Origin of the sequence: Eubacterium sp. LMAG:50 (assembly GCF_008680265.1) — a bacterium.
GTDB classification, from domain to species: Bacteria; Bacillota; Clostridia; order Lachnospirales; family Lachnospiraceae; genus Eubacterium_U; species Eubacterium_U album.
Genome location: NZ_NALP01000005.1, coordinates 180,731 through 204,901, shown reverse-complemented (window position 1 = coordinate 204,901; position 24,171 = coordinate 180,731). Strand labels below are relative to the sequence as shown.

Sequence of the window (24,171 nt, the reverse complement as noted above, 5' to 3'; positions counted from 1 at the left end):
TCTTTATATCTTTGTATTAAAAAGGTGCTTTCCGATAAAGGAAAGCACCTTTTTGCTTAGTGGTTATATTTTAATAGAAGTCTGACCAGATGATATTTCCCGCATCATCAACTTGTCCTTCATTAGCAGCACCTTCAGTTCCTCCGATACCACTTGTAGTTATTACGTCTTTTGTATCAAATTCTATTATGTCCATTTCCGGACTTATATATTTTTTCTTCATTAAGATTTACCTCCATCAAATTACTTATTATCCTTATTTGCTACTCCAGCATATTTATCTACGATAGCAGATAATCCTTTACCCTGTAAATATTCATAGTAAGTCTTACCTTCATATCTTTCTGTTGTTGTTGTATCATTTATAATATTCTGAGCAACTGTTGCAACGGATCTAATATTATTACTTGATGCATATATTGTTTTAGGTTTAACATTATCATTAGTATATTTAATAGTAACATATCCGACACCAACAAAATCTGTTGTATAATTTGATTCTGCAATGTTTACAATTGATCCACAGAATGTTCCAACTGTATTTCCATACCATCCACTATTTGTGATATCCAATTTTAATTTACTATTATCTTTTACAAATTCATCGTTTACAACTCCATTTTCACCTAAAATTGTTGAAGTAGTAATGATTGTTCCTGTTTTTATAACAGTTCCGTTATTAAGTATTTCATCTAAACTAAGATTATTATTTGATGTGATTTTTGTCTGGAATCTTAAACCTGTTGGATCTTTAAATCTAATACTTGCTCCATTTTGCATTTCAACATTTAAATCAATGCTCATAAGGTTCATATCACTTTTTACTGTAATAACTGTTTCAGGAGCATATGCTACTTTTTTATCAACATCATAGTAACCCTGCTCATTATTACTCAATTTATATGTATTTCCATAAGATATATCTGTAATTTTCTTACCATCTAATGTTATTGCATATTCTATTGCAGGCACCTGCACTTCTAATTCAGATACAGTAGATTCGCCATTTGAATTTACTGCAGAAACGCCAAACTTATATGTTTTACCTAATTCTATTCCTAATTCATCTATTGTTATTGTTTCACCACTTGCCGCTACTTCTTTCTTAAACGTTCTATCTACATAAAACTTATAACTTGTTGCTCCTTGTACATTTGCAAATTTTATTAAATAACCTGTTTTTGAATTATTAAGTTCAAAAACTAATCCTTGTGGTGCTGCCGGTACATCGTCTGCTTTTATTTCAGGTGTTTTTACCTTTATGGTAGACATCTTTGATTCACCCTTTGAGTTTACTGCCGTTACACCAAATGTATAATCTGTTTCTGGTTCTAATCCAAGTTCTTCAAATGTAACTATTCCACCATTAGAAATATCTTTTATATATTTTCCATTCAAATAAAACTTATAACTTGTTGCTCCTTGTACATTTGCAAATGCTATTGTATAATCTGTTTTTAAATTATTAATATTAGCAACTAAGCTTGTTGGTGCTGCCGGTGCACTAAGTACAGGCACAGTATATTTTGTTGTTGCTTTAATTGATTCAATATTTTCAGTATTTACAGAAGTAACTCCAAAAGTATATTCTTTTCCTTCTTCAACATTGAGATCTGAAATATTAAAAGTTTTGTTTTCTGGAACTGTTCCTATTTTTCTTGATCCAACATAAAAATTATATGTTGTAATTCCTTCAACCTCATCAAATGAAACTGTGCATGTTTTATCTTCTTCATTAAATACAATATTAAAGTTTGTCGGTGCTGCTGGTTTTTCTATACCTTCTTCACCACCACTTGATGGATTTCCTGCTTTAATAATTATCTGAAATCTATGGTTATCTACAGCACTAGTACCCTCATATATATTATAATAATTTTCTTTTAAATCAGCATACTTAATATAAATTCCTGCACCGGCTGCCTGATCAAATTTCTCTCCATTTAAAGTAACATCTGTAAAATTAGGCCAAATAGGTTTTGTGCCTTGTGCAACTTGAGGAATAATCAAGAACTTATCACCCTGATCTTCAACCGTTTGGAACGGAAAACCGTCATTTCCTGCAGCTACCCAATAATCTTTTTCTCCTATTTGAGTATATGACAAATCTTTATACTCACTATCAGCCTTTACCTCTCTTGGATTGTAAATCGTAAGTGATGTTACAACCATTGCTATCGCACATATTATTGCGATTATTCCTTGTTTCTTCTTTGAAATAACATTCATGTTTTTTCCCCTTTCAGTTAAAATATTCTGTCAAATCATATACTGATTTTCCATTTCCTTAGATAATTTTACCAAATTAAAACAGTTTTTTCAATTACCCATAGTTATAGTTGTATACTTTTTATTTACTTTTTCCATTTTACTCACTATTTTACTGTTTTTTATCATATTATTCAACAATTTATAGTCATATATTTTGTTCATTATGCACAATTTAAAACATTTTTATCTTTTCAATCATAAAAATGTTTTTACTATTTTTGTGATTTTGCACAAGTAAGCGTATTAAATGTTATCGCAAACATTATAAAACGCCATTTAAAAAGTTATCGAAACATTTTTATTATTATTCAAATATTTCAATAATTTCTTAAACGGCGTTTATTTTATCGCAATAATTATTTATTTAATTTCCTTTCCCAGCATCTCTAACTCTTCCATTTTAATACAATTTGGTATTGTGTTATTTTTTACCATTAAAACTGCGTCATCGTATTTCATCCATACAACGGACTCTAGTTCTTCTTTTTGTATATTGAATTTATCAGCTTCCATATTTCTTTCTATATAATAGATGTTACTTACCTGATTATCTATAAATTCTTCGCCGTAAAATACATTTGTTCTTTTCCCTACCGTTTGCCCACAATACACAAACTCGTCTTCTTTAGCATCAATTCCAAGCTCTTCCTTGAGTTCTCTAATTGCAGACGGAATAAAATCCACTCCTGCCGGAATATGTCCTGCGCTTGAGCAGTCAAGACACCCCGGATGCGAGTCTTTGTTTTTACTTCTTTTCTGCAAGAGAATTTCCATACTTCCATTGTTTTTGCGAACCACCCACACATGAGACGTTCTATGTCTTACTCCCGTTTTATGTGCTACAGTTCTTTCAACTGTTTCTCCTATCGGATTTCCATTTTCATCAACCACATCTAATATTTCCATTGTCATCTCCATCCATATAATTATTTCTTTATTTTCTTTATTTTCTTTATTTTTTTAACTGTCGACCATTTAGTGTATATTTTTCCACTACCTGCTTTTCTGTAACCACGTACTCTAAAATAATATGTTTTCTTTTTACTTAATTTGCTAAATTTGCATATTGTCTTTGTTGTTGTCATTTTTTTCTTTGAGGCAAATTTTTTATTTGTCGAATATTGAATTTCATATCCTGTCGCTTCTGCAATTTTATTAAAACTGATTTTTTTTCTTGTCAGTTTCTTAATTGATGTTTTATTCATTGTAAATGTTGAATTAACTGTTTCAGCCGATGCAACAGCTTCAACTCCTTCTACATAATCATCTGCAGCCATAGGATATGTAGCATAAAAACTTTTGGTCTTGTAATCGTCATTTCGTGTATGGTCTTCAAATACATCTCCCTTTAAGAAATATTCATATGGATGACCAAGTTTGTAATTTGCCGCATCCCATGTTGCATCCACATTGTAATACAGATTTCCCAGTTTAACTATATTCCATCCGTGATATACATCTGTATTTGTTCCATGGCCTGCTATCACTCTGGATGAAATCCCCTGCATTTTTACCAATCTGTAAAACAGAGTTGCATATCCCTGACATACTGATTTACCTGTAGTCACTGCTGCATAAGCCGTAAATTTCATATTGTTATCGCTGTAATCATATGTTACATTGTGGCAAATATAATCATAGATAGTTTTTACTTTTTCATAATCTGTTGTTGTTTCCGTGAAACCAAAACTCTCATTTATTATATTTAATTCTTGTGTCAACATCTGTTCCTGTTCTAAAGAAATAAAGTAATCTACATTAATTGTGTATTTTGTATAATATGTATTGCTTCCCTTCTCTTTACGCATAAGGGCGTTGTAGCTTGCTGCCATGCTTGACATTTGCCAATATAAATAATCTCCTTCGTCCGGATTTGTAGTTTCTGCAAATGCATTATTCCATATTCGATTAAATACTGCATACAAATCTTTGTCTTTTGTTCTTACATATACTGTTACTGTATTTGCGTGTGCCTTTACCTGTTCCCTAATTTGCGCTGAGGCATTTGCTTCGTCTGATGTATATTTTGTTACATCTACTCTGTATGGAATTTCTAACGCTGATACTTTGGTAGGTGCTGCTATAGACGAAAGCATAAGCACCACAGCTATAATTATTGAATATATTCTTTTCTTCATTTCTTCCCTCAAATTATTTATTTTATTATAGGGCTGTTACACTAACTTTAATTAGCACAACAGCCCCATTCATTATGTTTATTATTTTGTTTTCTTATATTTTCTTATATATGATGCTCCATCATAAGATAAAACTCTCTTGATTTTCTTAGAAGTTTCTCTTGTAAGAATGATTTTATAATTATGAACATCTTTTAATTTGTACTCAACTCTTTCAGATGCAACATAAATTTTTCTAACCTTTTCTTTCGTGCTTATGATTTTATCATAATCTAAATATGTGTCAGTTACATGAAGACACAACTCTCCTTTATACAATAACGTGCTTATTGTCATTGTGTAATCACCCTGGTCACCTTTCATTTTCCAGTTTCCAACCCAGTTAGAACTTGCTGCTATAAACTCGTCCATTTCTTTATAAAGTTTTCCAGCCGGTTCATAATCATCTTTAACTTCTTTTAATGTGCTTAATGCTGAAGCCAAATCTCCTGCTTCTGCAACCGGAACAGCCTTTTCATAAATAATCTTGCCATACTGTGCTGCACTATCTGCGTATCCTTTTATTAACTTAAATACTGCAGTTGCTTCGTCTACATTTCCTTCTGATAAAACTTTCATTGCATAAGCGTATCCGTATTCATCGTATGCTGCTTTTACATTTTTATCTGCTTCATAAACGGCATTGATTGTTGACCATGCTTCTGTTACATAAGCTAATTTATACTGTGCTAATGCTATTCCTGTCTGGCAATTTAGTTTTACTTTATCTTCTGTTGCTGTATTATATCCTTTTGTATAATAATCCAATGCTACTTCATACTGTTCACCCTGTGCTGACTGCTGTCCTAAATTGTAGTAAGACTGTGAAAGTAAATTATTTGTTCCTTTGTAGCCTGTTGTTTTTTCAAAATACTTTAATGCAGTTTCAAAATCCTGCTGGTTAAATGCAAGAAATCCAATCTGATAGTTTGCTTCCTTTAATACTTCTTTACTGTTTCCAAATCCATGAAGGTTTTCACAAATTTCAATTGCTTTCTGGAATTCACCCTGATTGTTGTATTCTTTAGCAATTTTAACCTGATGATTTGGTCCGATTACTGTAAGGTAAACTATTGCGAATATTATGACTGCTACGCTGGCAATACAAGCTGCAATTGCTGCTGCCATTTTCTGTTTCTTCTTGCGTGCATCTTTTCTTTCGCCTTCACGTTTTTTTCTTTTCTCTGTTCTAAGAGTTATATCATATTTTCTCTTAGCATAATCGTACATTTCTTCACAGTTCTTGTACCATCTTAATGTTTCAAGAATCTCTACAACTTTTTTAAGATTTTCGGAATCCTCTAATACAATCAACTCTTCGCATTTATTGTATTTGTCTTCGTATTCCTGATCCATCTTTTGTCCAAATTCTTCAGGATTAGTTATCTCAGGATGTGCTTCAAATATATCATCCTTTATCCATTCACTTCCGTCATCTTCGCATACAACTTTGGTTATTTTTAATTTAAATTTCTTTGCCTCTTTATCTTCTATTGGCAAATGTACATTATTTCCAAATTTTGCTCCCGGCTCTAAATGGAGTTTCAAATACTGATGCTCAATTTCTAATATATTTTCTTCTGCTTCATCTGATGCATAAATTGTCAAATCTACTTCTGACAAAACAGCATCACAGATATTCATAAAATTAATTGTTAAAAGATTTCTTTCGCTTACAGTGTCATACTGCAATACGCCTCCCTCTATTAGGACAGGACATCCGTAAGTCCACTGATTATTTTCAAGTGTTAATATATCTTCGTATCTCTCAGCCATCTTTTTATCTCCTATTGTTATTACTTGTGAAGTATTGTTTTGATGTGTTTATTTTATAGACTTTTTGTTTGTTACGTATTTATTCTTTTTATCTAAACACATCCGTAATTTCTTCTCAATTGTATTTTTATATTTACATCTTTTGTATTTTACCACAAATATCATTTATAAGGAAGAGTTCATGTTAATTTGAATAATTAAAAGCTTTTGGGTTTTTTGGAATATTGTGGATTGTTTCATGGCGAAAGTGTTCCAACTTATATGGTACACTTCAATCACTTGAAACATAATAAAACACTCCATTCTAAGATATTCAAGTCAATCTATAATAACTTGTTTCTTAGAATGGAGTGCTCTCTATAATCACATTCAAATTCCTATATTCAAATAGTAATTTCCATTATGTTGCTTTAACTCCTATATTAAAATAGCAATTGCCATAATACTACTCTAATTACTATATTCTTTAAATTTCTTCTCAGCTGCCTGTAACTTGTCATAATTAGTTACATATTTTTTAGCATCTGAGTTGATTTTGTTGTACATGTATCTTGCATCTTTTATTGTATCGCCACTGTTCTTAGTTACAGTGCCGATGGCATCAATTGCTTCAATTGCAGCCTGAGCAATTTCAGAAGAATTCTGGTATGTAACTGAGCCGGATTCTGTTCCCGGAAGTTCATATACAATTACAGGAGTTCCTTTTTCAACATATCCATAAATCTTTTTTGCAGTAAGATATGGAAGATTTATACAACCATGAGAACCATCTGTTTTGTAGAAATTGCTTCCAAACTGACTTTTCCATATTGCATCATGCATTCCTATATCTTCATCAAATGGCATCCAATATGATACTGTTGACTCATATGTTTCACCTACAAGCACTGAATATCTTTCCTTGTATGTAATTCCATAAGTACCTGTATGTGTTCCATGATTTGTAGAAACATTTCCTGAAACAAAATCAGTATCTAAAACTTTCTGACCATCTTTGTATACAAACAAATGTTGTGAAGTCAAATTAATTTCTACATATGAATCTCCATAATCCTTTTTGCCATGACTTGCAGCCTCCTGGTAATAAACAGGCTTTCTTTCACCGCTTTCACCATTTTCAATCTGCTGCATTAAGCCCTCAGATTCCTTAGCTGTATTAAGCCACCAACCGTAATCACCGCCATTAACTTTTACAGTCTTTCCATATGTTGTTTTAAATTCTCTGTTTGAGAAAATTGTGTCGTACTTCTTTCGTATTGAGTCAACAAATTCATCAACTTTTTCCTTACTTAATGAAACATTATTTCCATCAACAACAAGCCAACCTGAAATAACACTTCCGTCAACGACTTCCTGAGTATCACCAAAATTATATGTAATTGTTGTTCCCGTGTATTTATTTAACTGATTTAAAACTGTTGTAAGCTGTTCACTGTCAGATGCAATATTAGGCACGCGATAACATCCTTCTTTATCCAAATCAACTTTTTCTTTTAAAGAAGAAATAGTATTTTCAAGGCACTCAATTGTTTTCTTTTTATTAAGAAAGTTCCCTTGCTTAGCTTCAACTATTGTATATCCGTTATTATAATCAGATATAGATGCATTAGTCGGCTTATCAGCATATTTAGAATCTAAACCTTTTAAGTTCTTTACAAATTCAGCAAGTTTGTCGCTATCATATTCTATCATCTGCTTCTCTTCATGATTTGTACCGGTTGCAGTAAACCAAACAAATTGATTCTGCTCTTTTACAAGATTGTCCAATGACTCTCTTGAAACTACTTTCATATCAATATCTTTTCCTGCAAGAGTTTCAATATATGTAGCTGACTTTTCTTTACCTCTTTCAGTAATTGTAAGTTCATAATCCTTTATAGCATTTTCAACTTCATCTGCTGTCAATTTAGATACATCTATTCCGTTAATATGTGTTCCCTTGTAAAAATGAGTTGTATAATAAACCGTTCCATTTACATATATTGCCACCAAAGCTATGCATACTATTCCTATAACTATTCCTATGTATTTTTTCAAATTAGAAAAAACAGGCTTATTTCTTTTTCTCTTCTTTACAGGTTTCTTTGATTTGTATCCTTTTCCACTTACACTCTCGTATCTGTCTTTTTTGTTGTTCTCCATTCGCACTCACCATATTCTTTTCATAAGTATATTAGAATTCAAGTAAAAAAATGATATAAGTTTGTATACTTTTCTTACTATACATACCTATCACATCATAATTATATCTTAACAGTGAGAAAATACAACCGTATGTTCTGTTGAAAAATAATTTTGTTAAAATTGCCTATTTAACTGCCTATAAAGCCACTTTTTTTAACATCTTTTACTGCTTATAGCATATTTAAAAGTAATTTTTTATAATATCTTTTACTGTTGATATATCGTTAATTTTATATGCATACGCTCCACAAAATATTAAGCCTTCATCAACATTTCCACTTACGGCATTTATCAAAGCATCCGTGATACAATAAGGTGTCTCTAACATGTTGCATGTAGATACACATTGATGACATTTTATAGGTGCAATTCTCCCCTCTTTCTTAACCCTTTTAAGAAATTTGTTGTTTATTGCTCTTGCCGGCATTCCAACCGGACTTTTTATTATTTCAATATCATCTTTTTTACAATTCACATATGCCATCTTGTAATTTTCATGGGCATCACATTCTTTTGTGGCGACAAATGGAGTTGCCACCTGAATTCCTGATGCACCTAATTCGAATATACAATCTGCATCCGCTTTATCATATATCCCTCCTGCAACAACAACCGGAATATCTTTTTCACATTTTTCTTCATATGTGTGTACAAAATCTATAATATCTTTTATTTCATCTGAGTATAATTTTGTTTTTGCCCTATTATCAAATTCTAAATTAACAGAATTTGCTTTCTGGCATACATTTATATTATTCGTTTCTGTTTTATTATACTTGTCTGTATTTTCTGGTTCGTCATTTCGGCATACATTATATTGTTCAATTTCATCCGGTTTAAATCCTAAATGTCCACCGGCATTTGGTCCTTCAACTATAACGCAATCAGGAGTCGTGTTATAATTTCTCTCCCATCTTCTAAATATGATTTGCGCAGCCTTTTTAGATGAAACTATCGGTGCTAATTTCACTTTACTTTTCCTTGCAAGTTCAGGCAAATTGAGTGGAAGTCCGGCTCCGGATATTATCATATCAACGCCTGCATCGATTGCAGCTTTAACATATTTATCATAAAATTTTGTCGCAACCATTATATTCGTCGCAATTATTCCACCATGACTGATTTCTTTTGCTTTCTTTACTTCTTTTTTTATTGCCCTCAAATTTGCTTCTATCGGATTTCTATCCCAGTCAGGCTCTTTATAACCTATTTGTGCCGTGCTTATTACACCTATTCCTCCCTCAAGCGCCACTGCCCCGGCAAGTCCTGAAAGACTTATTCCAACGCCCATTCCACCTTGAATGAGTGGAATTTTTGCCTCTAATTCTCCAATTTTTAATGATTTCATTTATATCTCCATATTTAGTTTGCCTAAATTTGTGTAATGTTTTATTTTTCCGTTTTTTTCAACTCAACTATTTATGTTTTCGATTTTTTATTTTCCAACTCTGCTATTTATGTTTTTGAATTCATATATTACATTTGCCTGAATCTTTCATATCTTTGATTTCTGATATATTCAGGATTTTTGTCTTTGTACTCATCAGCAAACTTTAAAATTTCTTTTTTTATTTCTTCAGCTATTATATTTACATTTTCAAGTGATGCCTGCTGTTCTTCTTCAATAATCCCATCAATTATACCTAGTTCAAGCAATTTATGAGATGTGCATTTCATCACGCTTGCAGCTTCATCCGCTCTTGAACCGTCTTTCCAAAGAATTGTTGCAAATCCTTCAGGAGAAAGTATTGAATACATTGCATTCTCAAGCATTAAAACTTTATTTGCCACTGCATTTGCCAAAGCTCCTCCGCTTCCTCCTTCGCCTATAACTATTGTAAGAACCGGAACTTTTAGTCCTGACATTTCAAATATACTTTTTGCAATCGCTTCTCCCTGTCCTCTTTCCTCTGCCTCAATTCCCGGATATGCTCCCGGCGTGTCTACAAAGCAAATAATTGGGCGGTTAAATTTTTCTGCCTGCTTCATAAGTCTGATTCCTTTTCTGTATCCTTCAGGCGATGGCATACCAAAATTTCTGGTAATATTCTGTTTTACATTTCTTCCTTTTTGCTGAGCTATTATCGTAAAATAGCTGCCATTGATTTCACCAATTCCACCTACAATTGCTCCGTCATCTCCATAAAATCTGTCACCATGTAATTCTAAAAATCTGTCAAATATTTCATTTATATAATCAAAACTATATGGTCTGTCTTTATCTCTGGCTATTTTAACGCGCTCCCATGGCGTAAGTATTTGTTCCATTTCTATGCCCTTTCGCTTTGCTTAATTAGATAAAATAAGAAATTCCAATGTTTTCTTCAATCTTGTTCTAGTCACAATTTTATCTATAAATCCGTGTTTCAATAAAAATTCTGCCCGTTGAAATCCTTCAGGAAGTTTCTGATGAATTGTCTGCTCAATTACTCTTTGTCCGGCAAAACCAATCAATGCTCCCGGTTCAGCAATTATTACATCTCCAAGCATTGCAAAACTCGCCGTAACCCCTCCTGTTGTTGGGTCAGTTAATACTGAAACATATAAAAGTCCTGCTTCATCATGTCTTTTAACTGCCTGGCTCGTTTTTGCCATTTGCATAAGAGACACTGTGCCTTCCTGCATACGGGCTCCACCTGAACAGCAAAACATAACAACCGGTAATTTTTCTTCAGTTGCTTTCTCAAATAATCTTGTAATTCTTTCTCCTACTACGCTTCCCATACTTCCCATTATGAAATCCGCAGACATTACTCCAATAGCAACTTCTTTTCCTTTAATTGTTCCTTTTCCTGTAATTACAGCTTCATCAAGCCCTGTTAACTTTTGTGCTTTTTCTATTTTTTCAATATAATTTGGAAACTGTAATGGATTGTCCGTTACAATTTCCTTATCCCATTCTACAAAGCTACCCCTGTCTAACACCATTTCTATTCTTTGCTTTGCATTAATTCTGAAATAATGTTCGCATTTAGGGCATACATATTTATTTGCCACTAAATCCTCAGAATAGATTATTTCTTTACATTTAGGGCAGCGCATAAACATTCCATCAGGAACATTTGATTTGCTGCTTTCATTCTTTACTATTCTTTTCGGAGTTTTTTTCAACATTTCTTTTAACATTTTTTAACCTCTGATCTCAAAGCATCCATATTTTTACAACCCATTTTTATCTCTATCCCCGGGCGCCATAATCTTTATTGTCTTTAGCACATGACTATTCATTGCAATGATTTTTAGCCTCTATCCTCCAAACGTCTGTTGATTTCCAGTGCATTCCCTTTGGCAAATTCATTTGAATTAATAATTTCATACTGCATATCTAAATTCGTTTTTATCCCATCAATTACAACTTCCCCTAGCGCACTTCTCATTTTCTCAATGGCCTCTTTTCTGTCGTGGCCGTGAACTATTATTTTTGCCACCATCGAGTCGTAGCACGAAGGAATTTTGTACCCTTGAAACAATGCGGAATCTACCCGTATTCCATTTCCTCCCGGGAAATGTAGTTCATTTACAGTACCCGGGCATGGGATAAAATGATTGTCAGGGTCTTCTGCATTTATTCTACACTCTATTGCACATCCCGAATGTTTTACATCGTTCTGTGTCATTGTAAGTTTTTCACCTGCTGCTACCATTATCATTTCTTTTATCAAATCAATTCCTGTCACCATTTCTGTCACAGGATGTTCTACCTGAATTCTTGTATTCATTTCCATGAAATAAAAATGTTCACCATCTTTATCAAGCAAAAATTCTATTGTTCCTGCACTGTAATATTTTGCAGCCTTTGCGGCTTTAATTGCCGCTTCTCCCATTTTCTTTCTTACTTCTTCTTTTAAAACAACCGAAGGAGTTTCTTCAACTAACTTCTGATGTCTTCTTTGAATACTGCAATCTCGCTCTCCTAGTTGTAATACATTTCCAAATTTGTCCCCTATAATCTGAAATTCGATATGTCTTGCATTTTCCACAAATTTTTCTATATACATCTGGTCATCACCAAAGGCAATTTCTGTTTCTTTTTTTGCAGTTTCAAATAATTCTACAAAATCTTCGCTTTTTTTTACTTCCCTCATACCTTTTCCGCCACCGCCGGAAACTGCCTTTACTATTACCGGATAACCTATTTCGTCAGCTATTTTCTTTCCCTGATAAGCATCTGTAAGAGGCTCATTTGTTCCCGGAACTACAGGTACTCCTGCTTTAATCATAGTTTGTCTTGCTATAGATTTATTTCCCATATTTATCATACTTTCTACTGAAGGCCCGATAAATTCTATATTGCATTCATTACATATTTTTGCAAATTTGCTGTTTTCTGATAAAAAACCAAATCCAGGATGTATCGCATCTGCCTTTGTAGCAATTGCTGCACTTAATATTTTTTCTATATTTAAATAACTATCTTTTGATTTATAAGAACCAATACACACACATTCATCCGCAAGTTGTGCATGAAGTGCATCTTTATCTACTTCTGAGCAAACTGCCACTGTTTGAATTCCCATTTCTCTACAAGCTCTTATTATTCGAACAGCGATTTCGCCTCGATTTGCTACTAGAATTTTTTCAAACATCTACTTTCTCCTTTTCGACTAACAACATTTTCACTGTATTGCAAATACAAGTTCTGCCTGTGCGCAAAGCTCTCCATCTACATACGCTTTTCCTTCACCTATACCAAGTGGTCCACGCACTCTAGTCATTTCCACTTCCATTCTAAGCACATCTCCCGGAACAACTTTTCTTCTAAATTTAGCGTTTTTAATTCCACCAAATAAAGGAGTTTTTCCTTTATATTTATCGTCTGATAATAAACTGACAGCTCCTACCTGTGCCATTGCTTCAATAATAAGCACTCCCGGCATTACAGGCTGATCCGGAAAATGTCCTGCAAAAAACGGTTCATTATAGCTTACACATTTAATTCCTACTGCTCTCTTTCCTACTTCCATTTCTTCTATTCTGTCTACAAGTAAAAACGGCTGTCTGTGAGGAATTATATCCATTATTTCCTTTGTGTTTAACATATTAATCTCCATTCTGTTGCAAATGCGCAACTTTTTTAGCATTTAAGATTCATTATTTCTATAAAGCGATTCTTCACTTTTCTAATCTTCTAATTAATACAGTTTCTTATTTGCTAACTTTTACGATTACCTGTCCATACTCTACTAAATCTTCATTTTCAACCAGAATCTCTTCAACTACGCCATCACATGTTGCACTAATTTCATTCATTAGTTTCATGGCTTCAATGATTCCTATTGTCTGACCTTTTTTTATTTTGTCTCCCACCTTAATAAACGGTTCTTCCCCCTCAGCTCTTGCCGCATAAAACGTTCCAACCAAAGGACTTTTTATTTCTTCTAAATCATCACTTTGTCCTTCATTTTCATTCACGCCCACAGTTCTAATAGTTTCTACATTTGCATCAGGCAAATTGCCGGGAACTGTTAAAGCTGCCATTGCCACGCTCTGTTCTGCCTTTATATTTAATTTAAAATTTCCTTCTTCAACTGATAATTCTGTTATTTTTGATTTATTAACCTTATCTATCAGCTTTTCTATTTGCTCATAATTCATTTTAATTTCCTTTTCATAATCATAATCATTTATTTTTTTCAACTATTATGCTTCAAATTTTTTAACCATTATGCTGCCGTTATGTCCACCAAAACCTAATGAATTACTTATGGCATAATTTACTTTTCTATTAACAGCCTCAGGTGTATAATTTAAATCCAATTCTTCATCTTTTACTTTAAAGCCTGCTGTTTTATGGATGTAATCTTCCATAACCGATTTGATACATACGATAAATTCCACAGCCCCTGCTGCACCTAACATATGACCTACCATCGACTTTGTTGAATTTACATTTAAATCATATGCTTTATCACCAAATGCTTTTTTAATTGCCATTGTTTCAAATAAATCATTATGATGTGTGCTTGTTCCATGTGCATTTATATACTCAACCTGTTCAGGTTTCACATTTCCATCTTCCATAGCAAGCATCATTGCCCTTGCTGCACCTTCACCATCTTCGGCAGGTGATGTAATGTGAAATGCATCACATGTTGCTCCATATCCTGCAACTTCACCATATATCTTTGCTCCGCGCTTTATTGCATGCTCGTATTCTTCTAATACAACAACTCCTGCACCCTCACCCATAACAAATCCACTTCTTTCTTTGTCAAATGGGATTGAAGCTCTTAAAGGATTTTCCTGTGTTGAAAGTGCTGTAAGTGCTGAAAATCCGCCCACTCCTATTGGGCAAACTGATGCTTCCGTTCCACCTGCAAGCATAATATCTGCATCACCATACTGAATGTATCTGAATGCTTCTCCTATCGAATGTGTTCCTGTTGCACATGCAGTTACGATGTTTAAACACTTGCCTTTACAGCCAAACTGAATTGCCACATTTCCTGCTGCCATATTTGTAATCATCATCGGAACTAACATCGGGCTAATTCTTCCCGGTCCTTTTTCAAGTAACTTTTTATGTTCTCTTTCCATCGCCTGCAAGCTTCCAACTCCTGAGCCTATAGAAACACCCATTCTGTTTTTATCTGTTTTTTCCAAATCAAGCCCTGAATCTTCAACTGCCTGTTTTGCCGCTGCTACTGCATACTGAGAAAACAATTCCATTCTTCTTGCTTCGCGCTTATCCATATATTTTGTAGCATCAAAATCTTTAACTTCTGCTGCAAGTTTTACCTTAAAATCCGTAGTATCAAATTTTGTTATCTCTCCGATTCCTACTGTTCCTTTTTTCACATTTTCCCAAAATGTATCTATGTCATTACCAATTGGTGATATTATTCCTAATCCGGTTACTACTACTCTTCGTTTCAAATTCCCATACCTCCATCTACTCCGATAACCTGTCCTGTAATATATCTTGCTCCATCAGATGCCAAAAACAACGCCGTCTGTGCAATATCATTTACATTACCAAGACAATTAGCCGGAATTCCTGATAAAATCTGTTTCTTCACATTTTCATCCAGCTGACCCGTCATATCAGTTTCAATAAATCCGGGTGCAATTGCATTTACAGTTATATTTCTGGAAGCCATTTCTTTTGCAAGCGATTTAGTCATTCCTATTATTCCTGCTTTTGAAGCACTGTAATTTAATTGTCCTGCATTTCCATGAACTCCAACTACTGAAGACATGTTAATTATTCTTCCGTTTTTTTGTCGCATCATTTGTCTTGTTACATTTTTCATACAATTAAATGTTCCTTTTAAATTAACATCTATTACATCGTCAAATTCCTGTTCTGACATTCTGAGCAAAAGATTATCTTTTGTAATCCCTGCATTGTTTACAAGAATGTCTATTCTTCCATAAGTTTTTACAACATATTCCATCATTTCTTTTACTTCATCAAATGAGGCTACATTGCATTTATAAGCTTCTGCTTTTCCCCCTGATTTAATAATTTCGTCAACAACATTTTCTGCCTTTTCCTTAGAGCCTGCATAATTTACTATTACAACTGCGTTATTTTCAGCAAATGTCTTTGCCACCTTAGCGCCTATTCCTCTGGAAGCTCCTGTAACAATTGCTACTTTATTACTTAACATATTTCTAATCCTTTCAGTTTTTCTAAATCATCCACTTTTTCAATATTTATTACCGTTACATCTTTATTGATTTTTTTAACAAATTTAGAAAGTGTTTTCCCCGGTCCTATTTCAACAAATGTATCAACTCCATCATCTATCATTTTTTCAACACTCTGCATAAATTTTACAGGTGATGAAATCTGTTTTTTTAGAAGTTCTTTTATTTGTGAATTATCATATATGTAACTTGCATTACAATTTGCCACATACGGCATTTTAAGTTCTTTAAACTCAACATTTTTCAATTCTTTTTCCAGCTTATCTCCTGCCCCTTTTAGCATGGCAGAGTGAAATGGTCCGCTTACCTTAAGTGGCAAAACTCTCTTTGCTCCATTTTCCGCTAAAGTTTTTGAAGCTCTCTCTACTGCATCAGTTTCACCTGTTATAACAATCTGACCCGGACAATTATAATTTGCAACTGCCACTTCTCCTTCTGTATTTTTGCAAATATCATCAATTTTATCTGCATCCATTCCAAGCACTGCTGCCATTGTTCCTTTACCATCCGGAACTTCTTCATCCATAAACATTCCTCTTTTTCTTAGGAGATAAACCGCATCCTCAAATGTAATTGTTCCGCATGAATAAAGGGCTGCATATTCTCCAAGACTTAATCCTGCACACACGTCAGGCTTTACTCCTGTTTTTTCAATCTGTTGTAAAATTGCTGCGCATACTGTAAACATTGCTGCCTGTGTATACTGTGTATTGTTTAAATCTTCATTTTCTTCAAAGCACATCTTTTCCATATCAAATCCAAGAATCTTAGATGCTTCTTCAAAATATTTTTTACTATCTTCATATTTATCAAAAAAATCTTTTCCCATTCCAAAATACTGAGCACCTTGTCCCGGAAAAATAAATGCCGTCTTTCCCATGTTTCCTCCTAACTTTGAGTTATAATTCATGTTTTTTATTTGATACACACTTACTTTTATTTTTTTGTTCAAAAAATTTCAATTAATTTTTTATAATTTCAAAAGTTTTTCTGCCTGATTTTCCATTTCTTCAATTATTTCTTTGCAGCTTTTCGTTTCGTGTATAAGTCCTGCTATCTGTCCTGCCATAAAAGAGCCATTCTGTGTATCTCCATCTTGCACTGCCTTTCTAAGCGAGCCTAATGTGAGATATTCTAATTCTTCAAATCCTGCACCTTCATTTTCCATTTTTACATATTGTCTTGTCATATTATTTCTTAATGAACGTGCCGGATGTCCATGGCTTCTTCCTGTTACAACCGAGTCAATATCTTTTGCCTTTAAAACTTTATTTTTATAATTTTCATGAATATTTGTTTCTTTTGCCACTAAGAAACATGTACCTGCCTGAATTCCTTCAGCACCTAACATAAACATTGCTGCCATGCCTCTTCCATCGCCTACGCCACCTGCTCCAATTACAGGAATTTCTATCGCATCAGCTACCTGTGGTATTAAAGTCATTGAAGTTGATTCACCAATATGGCCGCCTGATTCACATCCTTCTGCGATAACCGCGTCAACTCCGGTTCTTTCTAATCTTCTTGCCATCGCTACAGAAGCAATAACCGGAATAACAGTTATTCCTGCTTCTTTCCACATTTCCATATATTTTTCAGGATTTCCTGCACCTGTTGTAACTACGGGAACTTTTTCTTCAACAACTACTTTTGCAACTTCATCTGCTGATGGACTAAGAAGCATTACATTTACCCCAAAAGGCTTATCTGTTAATTCTCTTGTCTTTCTTATTTCCTCTCTAACTACTTCTGCTGGAGCATTTGCCGCACCTATAATTCCAAGTCCTCCGGCATTTGACACAGCAGCTGCCAAATGATGGTCAGCTACCCATGCCATACCTCCCTGAATAATAGGATGCTTAATTTTAAGCAATTCTGTTATTCTTGTTTTCATTTATGCCTCCACGCCTTTTGATGTTAAATAGTCAGCAACATCCTGAACTGTCTTGATATTCTGTAATTCTTCTGATGGAATTTCTACATTAAATTCATCTTCTAATGCCATAACTAATTCCATTAAGTCTAATGAATCTACTTCCAAATCTTCTTTGAAAGAACTTGTTGCTGTAATTTCTCCATCAATACTTAAATTTTCTTTTGCTAATTCAATAATCTTTTCTACCATTTTTTAATTCCTCTTTTCTTTTTGTTCCACTTTTTTAACGCGGACATATACTTATACACAAAAAAAAATAAAACCTTGCAATTTTTTTGCAAAATTTTATTTTTTTTATTTTTTTAATTTTTTTAATATCTTATTGATTCACTGTTATGCAGCCTTTCGCTTTTTGTGGATAACTCTGATTGCAACAATTATTCCTGTTGTAAGGGATGCTGCAAGCACACCCACTTCAGTAACTCTTCTTACTTTTTTATTATTCCACCATTTTTCAAATAGTGTTTCTTCAAATTTCAACTTTTCAATATCTTCGTCCGGATAATCTGTTTCAACTTCACTTATATCTATTTTACTAAATAAATCAATTAACTTGCTTTCAAAAATCGCATTTTCAATTATTGGATTACTCATAACTTTCTTCTCTCCTCTGGAATTCCTTTTTCATTTTCTTTCTAAGCCTTGATAAATATGAATCTACCGTCGTAACTTCCATATTCATTTCCTGCGCTATCACTTTGGAACTCTGTATGTAAAAATATTTTCTAATAACCAATTCTTTTTCTCTTGGTTTTAAATCATCTAATATATTTTTAAGCAAATTTACATCTTCTTCAATCATTGCCCTGTCTTCAGGTCCTTTGCTTATGGAAACATAATTTTTAAGCATTTCTTCCGCGTCCCCATGTTCAAGCATTATTTCATCTTTGCTTAAATCTCTTATTCTGTTAATCGCAGTATTTCTTGCTACATATTTCAAATATGTCTTAAGTGATGCTTTTTTTAAATCGATTTTATGTGCATTTTTCCATACCTTAAAATAAGTATCATTCAGGCATTCTTCTACATCTTCCGGTCTGTTTCCCACAATATTTGAAATAATGTAACTAAGTAACTTGTCATATTTTCCCGATAATTTATAAAGAGCTTTTTCGTCTTTATTTATCAGCAACTTTAAAATTCTTTCATCTGTCACTTCTTTGTTCTCCTTAAGGATTTTGTACGTACATTAACTTATACACTATTTTTATCATAATCTTGCAAAAAAATCTCTATTTTTTTGAATTAGATTGAATTTGGTTAAAAAAAAGCTGCCGCATAAATACGACAGCTCTTGAAATATAATATTTTACATTTACAATTTAGTTTTCAATACAACTTATTTTTCAAGTCTTACTTTAACTTAATCTTTACAGCCTTTGAATATTTGCCATATACTTTTGTTCCATTAACGATAACATACGCTCTTACTTTTGCAAAATATTTTTTATTTGGTTGTAACTTCTTAACTGTAACAGATAACTTCTTTGCATCTACTGTTTTTGTTGTCTTTTTAGCAAATTTCTTTGATGTTGATACTTTTACCTCGATGATTCTAATCACTTAAATTCATTTTTGTTGTAAAAATTTAAGTCTATTTTTCTCATCTTTAGTTAAGTTCTTTTTCTTAATTATTCTAAACACTTAAGTCTATCTTCTTAATTATATAAACAATTGATGAACTGTATCCTATTCCATGTTCTTTCTCACACGCATATAAATGATAACTCATCCATTTATTAAACTGACTATCATTCATTGCATCAATTTGTTCAGTCATCATAGAACCTATTCCATCCATGGCAAATCTATTTGTAAATTCCATTCCGCTTGAATGAATTACATCTTCCATCTCATCTATGGTAAATGTAGTTTTACTTCCATGAAGAATCTTCATTGTTTTCTTGTCTACATTTTCAGATTTAAGAAAATCAGGATCGTAATTTAAAATTTCATTTGCAAGCATCATATCATTAGAAGTAAATGAAACGAAAACTCTTCCGCCTACTTTACACACTCTGTATGCTTCTTTAAGAAATGACACCTGTTCTTCTTTTGTCTTTAATTTATCCATAGGTTCAACTGCAAGTACAACATCAAAACTCTCATCATTAAATTCTGTTAAATCTATGGAATTAACAGAAGTAACTTTGTGACCTTTCTGTTCAAAATAAGCTTTCTTTGCTACAAATCTTGAGCTTATATCAAGAATATCGCTCTTCTTTGGCAATCTTTCCTCTACATAATAGATCGTTGTCAATATACCAATATTGTAAGAATTCGGAATATGGTTAACTTGTGAAGCTGCCTTTTCCTCTGAGCCCGTTTTTTCTTTTAAATGCTCTGCATAATCGTCTTTTCCCTCTTTAGTAAAATCATCTTCCAATTTATCGCTTATCTTGCATTCAGTCTTTAGTTTCTGTTTTTTCTTATTGTCATCTTGTTTTAAAGATATTTTAACATTATCAGAAGCCGTTCTTTTATTAGTAGCTTCTTGTTTTAATTCAACATCCTGTTCTAACTCATATAAAGATTCTTCTATTCCGTTCGCATTAGATATCTCTTCAAGCATAACTTTTTTCATTTCTATTTTATGAGCTTCCTCGTCTAATACTCTAAGCGCTGCCTGTATATTTTCTTTAAGTTCAATTTTTTCAACAGGCTGAAGTCCTTCAATAACTTCTTCCTCCTGATAACTGCCGGACTTCTGTGAACTTACGGCTTTTTCTACATCGTGGTTAATATTTTTTATCTTCTGAGTCTCGAATTCTTCCTCGCTATTCTCGTCACTATCTAACTCAAACATATCCTTGTCATCTACAAATTCAATTCGTTTTATCATAATACCTGTGCTAAAATGAAATTTATGATAAAATTTTTCCAACTGCTTTGTAGTTCTCCCATCTATCGGAGTTGGATTCGTAGTAACATGTTTAAATTTTCTTTTTTCAACATACAACATCATCATCTTCATAAGGGTTGAACCTACCCCTTTTCCATTATGCTTTTCACTTACAATAAGCATATCAATATGAAGTGAATTGTCTTTCATATGTGAAATATCATTTTCGTCTTTAGAGTTATATGAATGTCCTGTAATTGTTCCAACCGGCAAAACTTCTCCCGGATAAAAAGCCTCTCCGTACACATGATACCCTTCTTCTTTAAATTCAATTCGATAATCCTTGTATATATATGCTACAGTATCGTACATTCCTTTTCTCTCCTTAAAAGTCTCTATGTATATAATATCAAATTTGGCACTTTCTTTCCATAGAATATAATAATAAATATTAGTATTATCTAATCTTTTATTTAAATAAACTTCACGTAAAAATTTTTAGACATAAGTAATAATATAAACAGAAAACATTCATTATCTAATCTTTCATTTTACAATATATAATCTCAATAATTTAAATAAATAATATGTATAAATAACGCCAAAAGAAAATGAGCATTCACAAATCTTTCGATTGCAAACGCTCATTATTTTAAAGAAGTTCGTTAATTGATTGGGGTCTCTAATAAAATATGAAGGTATTTGATATAATTATATTAGGAATTTAACGACTTCTTTCTTCTTTCTCATTGTAATTGAACTGTTTTTATTATGCAACCCTTTATTTTATAGGCAGGTGTTATTTTTTTATTCAAATTAATAAAAACACTTTTATTAATATTTTGTTTGACAATATTCTCTATTTGTGATATAAATATCAAGTGCTTAACGCACAGCAACCTTTAGGGGTGTAGTTCATCGGTAGAATAAGAGTCTCCAAAACTCCAGAGGAGGGTTCGATTCCTTCCACCCCTGTTATAAAAAAATCGTGTTTTTAACACGATTTTTTATTTTTACATAAACTTATTTAAATTTAATTTCATAAACAACACCTTGTAAAAAACCTTCAGTGCTCAAATGACACTGAAGGTTTCATTTTATAAGTTTATAATTCAGCTTGCCGTATTGGCATTAATATATTTCCGAAAATAAATTTAATTATTTTCTTTTATACCGACACTACTTTATAAACATTTTTCTATTTTGTTTTAATAGCTTTTACTTTTGACCATTTACCAAATTTCTTTTTCTTTTTAACAATTGTATATGATCTTGTTCTTACAAAATACTGTTTCTTTTTCTTTAATTTCTTAATAACAATGCTATTTTTCTTTGTTAATTTAGTAATTGTTACTTTCTTTTTAAATTTCTTTGAAGTAGAAACCTGTACCTGATATCCTTTTGCTTTTGCGATTTTCTTAATAGAAATCTTTATACTTTCTTTACCGGCTTTTAAAACATTTCCTTTAACTGTCTCTTTAATTGTTGTATCTTTTGCTGCATTGCCTACTGTATTGTTTGTTGTCGGTGTTGTTACATTATTCTGTCCCGGTAATGTTGTTGGCTGACCTGATTGGTTCGGTTGATTTGGCTGATTTATCTGTGAGTTACCTCTAACAATAATAAATCTTGTATATCCAATACGCTCTCTATACTCTCCATCTCCATCATAACTTACCTTATAAACATCACAATAATAGGAAACAGGATTCTGATATGAATAAATATTAGTTGCTGTTACATTACTTATGTCATAAACTAATTTTGTTCCAAGATTTTCATCCTTTTCATTTGACCATTCACATATATAATTTTTATTAAATGATACTTTTGTTCCATTTTCGTAAACGTCCGGAACAAGTGTCGCTGAACTTCCTTCATTTGCATATACAACTTTCATTTCAGTAACACCTGAAAAATCAGCATCTTCTTTACTAATATGTGCATCTGATTCATCTATCTTTTTCCCGTTTTTATAGATTGCATATGTCCAATATGTACTTGTATCGCCATTTCTATAAAAATCTTTTTCAGATAAATTGTTTAATAAAATAAATCCATCTGAAGAAACTTCCACAGGATCACCATATTCATAATAATAATCGTCATTGCCACTATCATAATATCTCTTTCCTGTATACTTATACCATTTTACAGTTATTCCTTCATTTGCAGGATTAACTTCATTATATGTTTCTGCATTAGCAACATTAGCTTCAAGTATACAACTCTGTCCTGCCATTGTTCTTATCCATATACTCTGTGTTTCATATGCATAAACTCTGTCGTAAATATAAAATGTAGTTGCATCAATAAATTTATCATTTTTTTTGATTATACAACGATATCTTATATTTGAATCTTCATCATATAAATCATTTTGTTCAACGCTATCAATTGTATAGCTTTTTCCTTTTCCTATTTCTTTTCTTTCATCATCATTACATTTATACCAAGTACAAGTAATTCCCTCTTCATCCGGGTCAACTTCTTCTTTTTTATAATTTTCAACTTTAATATTTAATGAAACAGATTCTCCCTGGCTTGCGTATATATTGCCACTATTATCTGAGTTAATTTTATAAGAATATTCTATATCATATATATAAAACTCAAGCGTATCATTATATTCGCCATAACGCCAATCAACTTTGTATGTAACTTCATTAAATATATGCTCCGTTACGTTGTTAACTGTATAAGAACTTCCGGTACCTAACTCGTCAATTTTACTTGTCTCATCATCTTCCATATACCATCTATATGTTATTCCAAGATCTCCTAAATCCTCAATATAATTTCCATATTGATCTTCAGCATATGTTTTCAATTCAACTGTATCACCTACCCTGGCATATACATTAGAACTACAATTTACCCCATTAATTATTGGTGTATATTCTGTTGCAAATAATTCTGTGCTAAAATTGTTATTATCATATTCTCTAACATCTATCTTATATTCTTTATCCTTATATAATGTAGCTGTTAAAAGAAAGTTGTTTGAATCGCCGTCATCACCATCATCATCATGGATAAGTTCTTTCCAAGTTGTTCCTTCCTTTACATACAAAGTTCCGTATGTATCATCCTCTCCCTGTGTGTACAACATATAGTACCCATCTTTTTCAACTGTAAATTCATAACCTACTGTTTCACCCTGAGACGAAATTGGAATTGAAGTATCAATATGAATATTATTTGTTCTGGATGTTATATCCGCCTTTACTTGTGTTGCGTTGCCAAATGTAATTCCTACTGTCAATGTTGCAATCATTGCTACAGTTTCAGCAAATGCAATTGTTCGTTTTACATTTTGTCTCATTGTACTC

General features: G+C 32.5%; 22 protein-coding genes and 1 tRNA gene. 1 reads left to right on the top strand and 22 read right to left on the bottom strand.

Annotation, left to right across the window (positions count from 1 at the left end; genetic code table 11):
• Positions 1-70: 70 nt before the first annotated feature.
• The 21 genes from CCC31_RS02330 to CCC31_RS02235 form a co-directional block, all read right to left on the bottom strand.
• Positions 71-223 carry a hypothetical protein gene (locus CCC31_RS02330; protein ID WP_022089903.1) on the bottom strand — a complete coding sequence of 51 codons (153 nt, stop codon included), beginning with the start codon at positions 221-223 and terminating at the stop codon, positions 71-73.
• A gap of 20 nt (positions 224-243) precedes the next feature.
• Positions 244-2,229, bottom strand: a complete 1,986-nt coding sequence (locus CCC31_RS02325; RefSeq protein ID WP_290849291.1) for a hypothetical protein — start codon at positions 2,227-2,229, stop codon at positions 244-246.
• A 402-nt stretch (positions 2,230-2,631) separates the two neighbouring features.
• Complete coding sequence (locus CCC31_RS02320) at positions 2,632-3,177, bottom strand: NUDIX domain-containing protein (RefSeq protein WP_290849289.1); 546 nt, start codon at positions 3,175-3,177, stop codon at positions 2,632-2,634.
• Between the two features lie 20 nt (positions 3,178-3,197).
• Positions 3,198-4,409 carry a transglutaminase domain-containing protein gene (locus tag CCC31_RS02315; protein WP_290849287.1) on the bottom strand — a complete coding sequence of 404 codons (1,212 nt, stop codon included), beginning with the start codon at positions 4,407-4,409 and terminating at the stop codon, positions 3,198-3,200.
• Positions 4,410-4,490: 81 nt separating this feature from the next.
• Positions 4,491-6,224, bottom strand: a complete 1,734-nt coding sequence (locus CCC31_RS02310; protein ID WP_290849285.1) for a tetratricopeptide repeat protein — start codon at positions 6,222-6,224, stop codon at positions 4,491-4,493.
• Positions 6,225-6,674: 450 nt separating this feature from the next.
• On the bottom strand, positions 6,675-8,366 hold the full coding sequence (locus CCC31_RS02305) for a L,D-transpeptidase family protein (protein WP_290849283.1): 1,692 nt from the start codon (positions 8,364-8,366) through the stop codon (positions 6,675-6,677).
• Between the two features lie 223 nt (positions 8,367-8,589).
• Positions 8,590-9,756 (bottom strand): nitronate monooxygenase family protein, encoded by a 1,167-nt coding sequence (locus tag CCC31_RS02300; RefSeq protein ID WP_117908810.1) that lies wholly within the window; start codon positions 9,754-9,756, stop codon positions 8,590-8,592.
• A gap of 128 nt (positions 9,757-9,884) precedes the next feature.
• Complete coding sequence (locus CCC31_RS12665; protein WP_363347401.1) at positions 9,885-10,682, bottom strand: acetyl-CoA carboxylase carboxyltransferase subunit alpha; 798 nt, start codon at positions 10,680-10,682, stop codon at positions 9,885-9,887.
• Between the two features lie 15 nt (positions 10,683-10,697).
• Positions 10,698-11,534, bottom strand: a complete 837-nt coding sequence (gene accD / locus CCC31_RS12660) for an acetyl-CoA carboxylase, carboxyltransferase subunit beta (protein ID WP_336306597.1) — start codon at positions 11,532-11,534, stop codon at positions 10,698-10,700.
• Between the two features lie 113 nt (positions 11,535-11,647).
• Positions 11,648-12,994 carry an acetyl-CoA carboxylase biotin carboxylase subunit gene (locus CCC31_RS02290; RefSeq protein ID WP_290849281.1) on the bottom strand — a complete coding sequence of 449 codons (1,347 nt, stop codon included), beginning with the start codon at positions 12,992-12,994 and terminating at the stop codon, positions 11,648-11,650.
• Positions 12,995-13,024: 30 nt separating this feature from the next.
• The gene (gene fabZ, locus CCC31_RS02285) at positions 13,025-13,447 is read right to left on the bottom strand and encodes a 3-hydroxyacyl-ACP dehydratase FabZ (protein WP_022089913.1); all 423 of its coding nucleotides are present in this window, start codon (positions 13,445-13,447) and stop codon (positions 13,025-13,027) included.
• Between the two features lie 106 nt (positions 13,448-13,553).
• Positions 13,554-14,003: an acetyl-CoA carboxylase biotin carboxyl carrier protein gene (accB, locus tag CCC31_RS02280; RefSeq protein ID WP_022089914.1), complete on the bottom strand. Its 450-nt coding sequence runs from the start codon at positions 14,001-14,003 to the stop codon at positions 13,554-13,556.
• Positions 14,004-14,048: 45 nt separating this feature from the next.
• Positions 14,049-15,284 carry a beta-ketoacyl-ACP synthase II gene (gene fabF, locus CCC31_RS02275; protein ID WP_117908804.1) on the bottom strand — a complete coding sequence of 412 codons (1,236 nt, stop codon included), beginning with the start codon at positions 15,282-15,284 and terminating at the stop codon, positions 14,049-14,051.
• Positions 15,281-16,021 carry a 3-oxoacyl-[acyl-carrier-protein] reductase gene (fabG, locus tag CCC31_RS02270; RefSeq protein WP_117908802.1) on the bottom strand — a complete coding sequence of 247 codons (741 nt, stop codon included), beginning with the start codon at positions 16,019-16,021 and terminating at the stop codon, positions 15,281-15,283. The genes fabF and fabG overlap by 4 nt, the downstream gene beginning before the upstream one ends.
• Positions 16,015-16,941, bottom strand: a complete 927-nt coding sequence (gene fabD / locus CCC31_RS02265) for an ACP S-malonyltransferase (RefSeq protein WP_147585586.1) — start codon at positions 16,939-16,941, stop codon at positions 16,015-16,017. The genes fabG and fabD overlap by 7 nt, the downstream gene beginning before the upstream one ends.
• Before the next feature lie 90 nt (positions 16,942-17,031).
• Positions 17,032-17,955, bottom strand: coding sequence for an enoyl-[acyl-carrier-protein] reductase FabK (gene fabK / locus CCC31_RS02260; protein ID WP_290849275.1), 924 nt, complete (start codon positions 17,953-17,955; stop codon positions 17,032-17,034).
• Positions 17,956-18,186: an acyl carrier protein gene (acpP, locus tag CCC31_RS02255; protein WP_022089919.1), complete on the bottom strand. Its 231-nt coding sequence runs from the start codon at positions 18,184-18,186 to the stop codon at positions 17,956-17,958. It abuts the gene before it with no gap.
• Between the two features lie 144 nt (positions 18,187-18,330).
• Complete coding sequence (locus CCC31_RS02250) at positions 18,331-18,591, bottom strand: hypothetical protein (protein ID WP_022089920.1); 261 nt, start codon at positions 18,589-18,591, stop codon at positions 18,331-18,333.
• The gene (locus CCC31_RS02245; protein WP_022089921.1) at positions 18,584-19,153 is read right to left on the bottom strand and encodes a sigma-70 family RNA polymerase sigma factor; all 570 of its coding nucleotides are present in this window, start codon (positions 19,151-19,153) and stop codon (positions 18,584-18,586) included. The genes CCC31_RS02250 and CCC31_RS02245 overlap by 8 nt, the downstream gene beginning before the upstream one ends.
• 197 nt (positions 19,154-19,350) lie before the next feature.
• Positions 19,351-19,560 (bottom strand): fibronectin type III domain-containing protein, encoded by a 210-nt coding sequence (locus CCC31_RS02240; RefSeq protein ID WP_117908793.1) that lies wholly within the window; start codon positions 19,558-19,560, stop codon positions 19,351-19,353.
• 73 nt (positions 19,561-19,633) lie between these two features.
• The gene (locus CCC31_RS02235; RefSeq protein ID WP_118565324.1) at positions 19,634-21,211 is read right to left on the bottom strand and encodes a bifunctional GNAT family N-acetyltransferase/class I SAM-dependent methyltransferase; all 1,578 of its coding nucleotides are present in this window, start codon (positions 21,209-21,211) and stop codon (positions 19,634-19,636) included.
• Between the two features lie 532 nt (positions 21,212-21,743).
• On the opposite strand from CCC31_RS02235, the gene CCC31_RS02230 reads away from it, so the two are divergent.
• Positions 21,744-21,814, top strand: a tRNA-Trp gene (locus CCC31_RS02230).
• Positions 21,815-22,037: 223 nt separating this feature from the next.
• Here CCC31_RS02230 and CCC31_RS02225 read toward each other — a convergent pair.
• Positions 22,038-24,164 (bottom strand): hypothetical protein, encoded by a 2,127-nt coding sequence (locus CCC31_RS02225; protein ID WP_290849269.1) that lies wholly within the window; start codon positions 24,162-24,164, stop codon positions 22,038-22,040.
• Between the last annotated feature and the right edge of the window lie 7 nt (positions 24,165-24,171).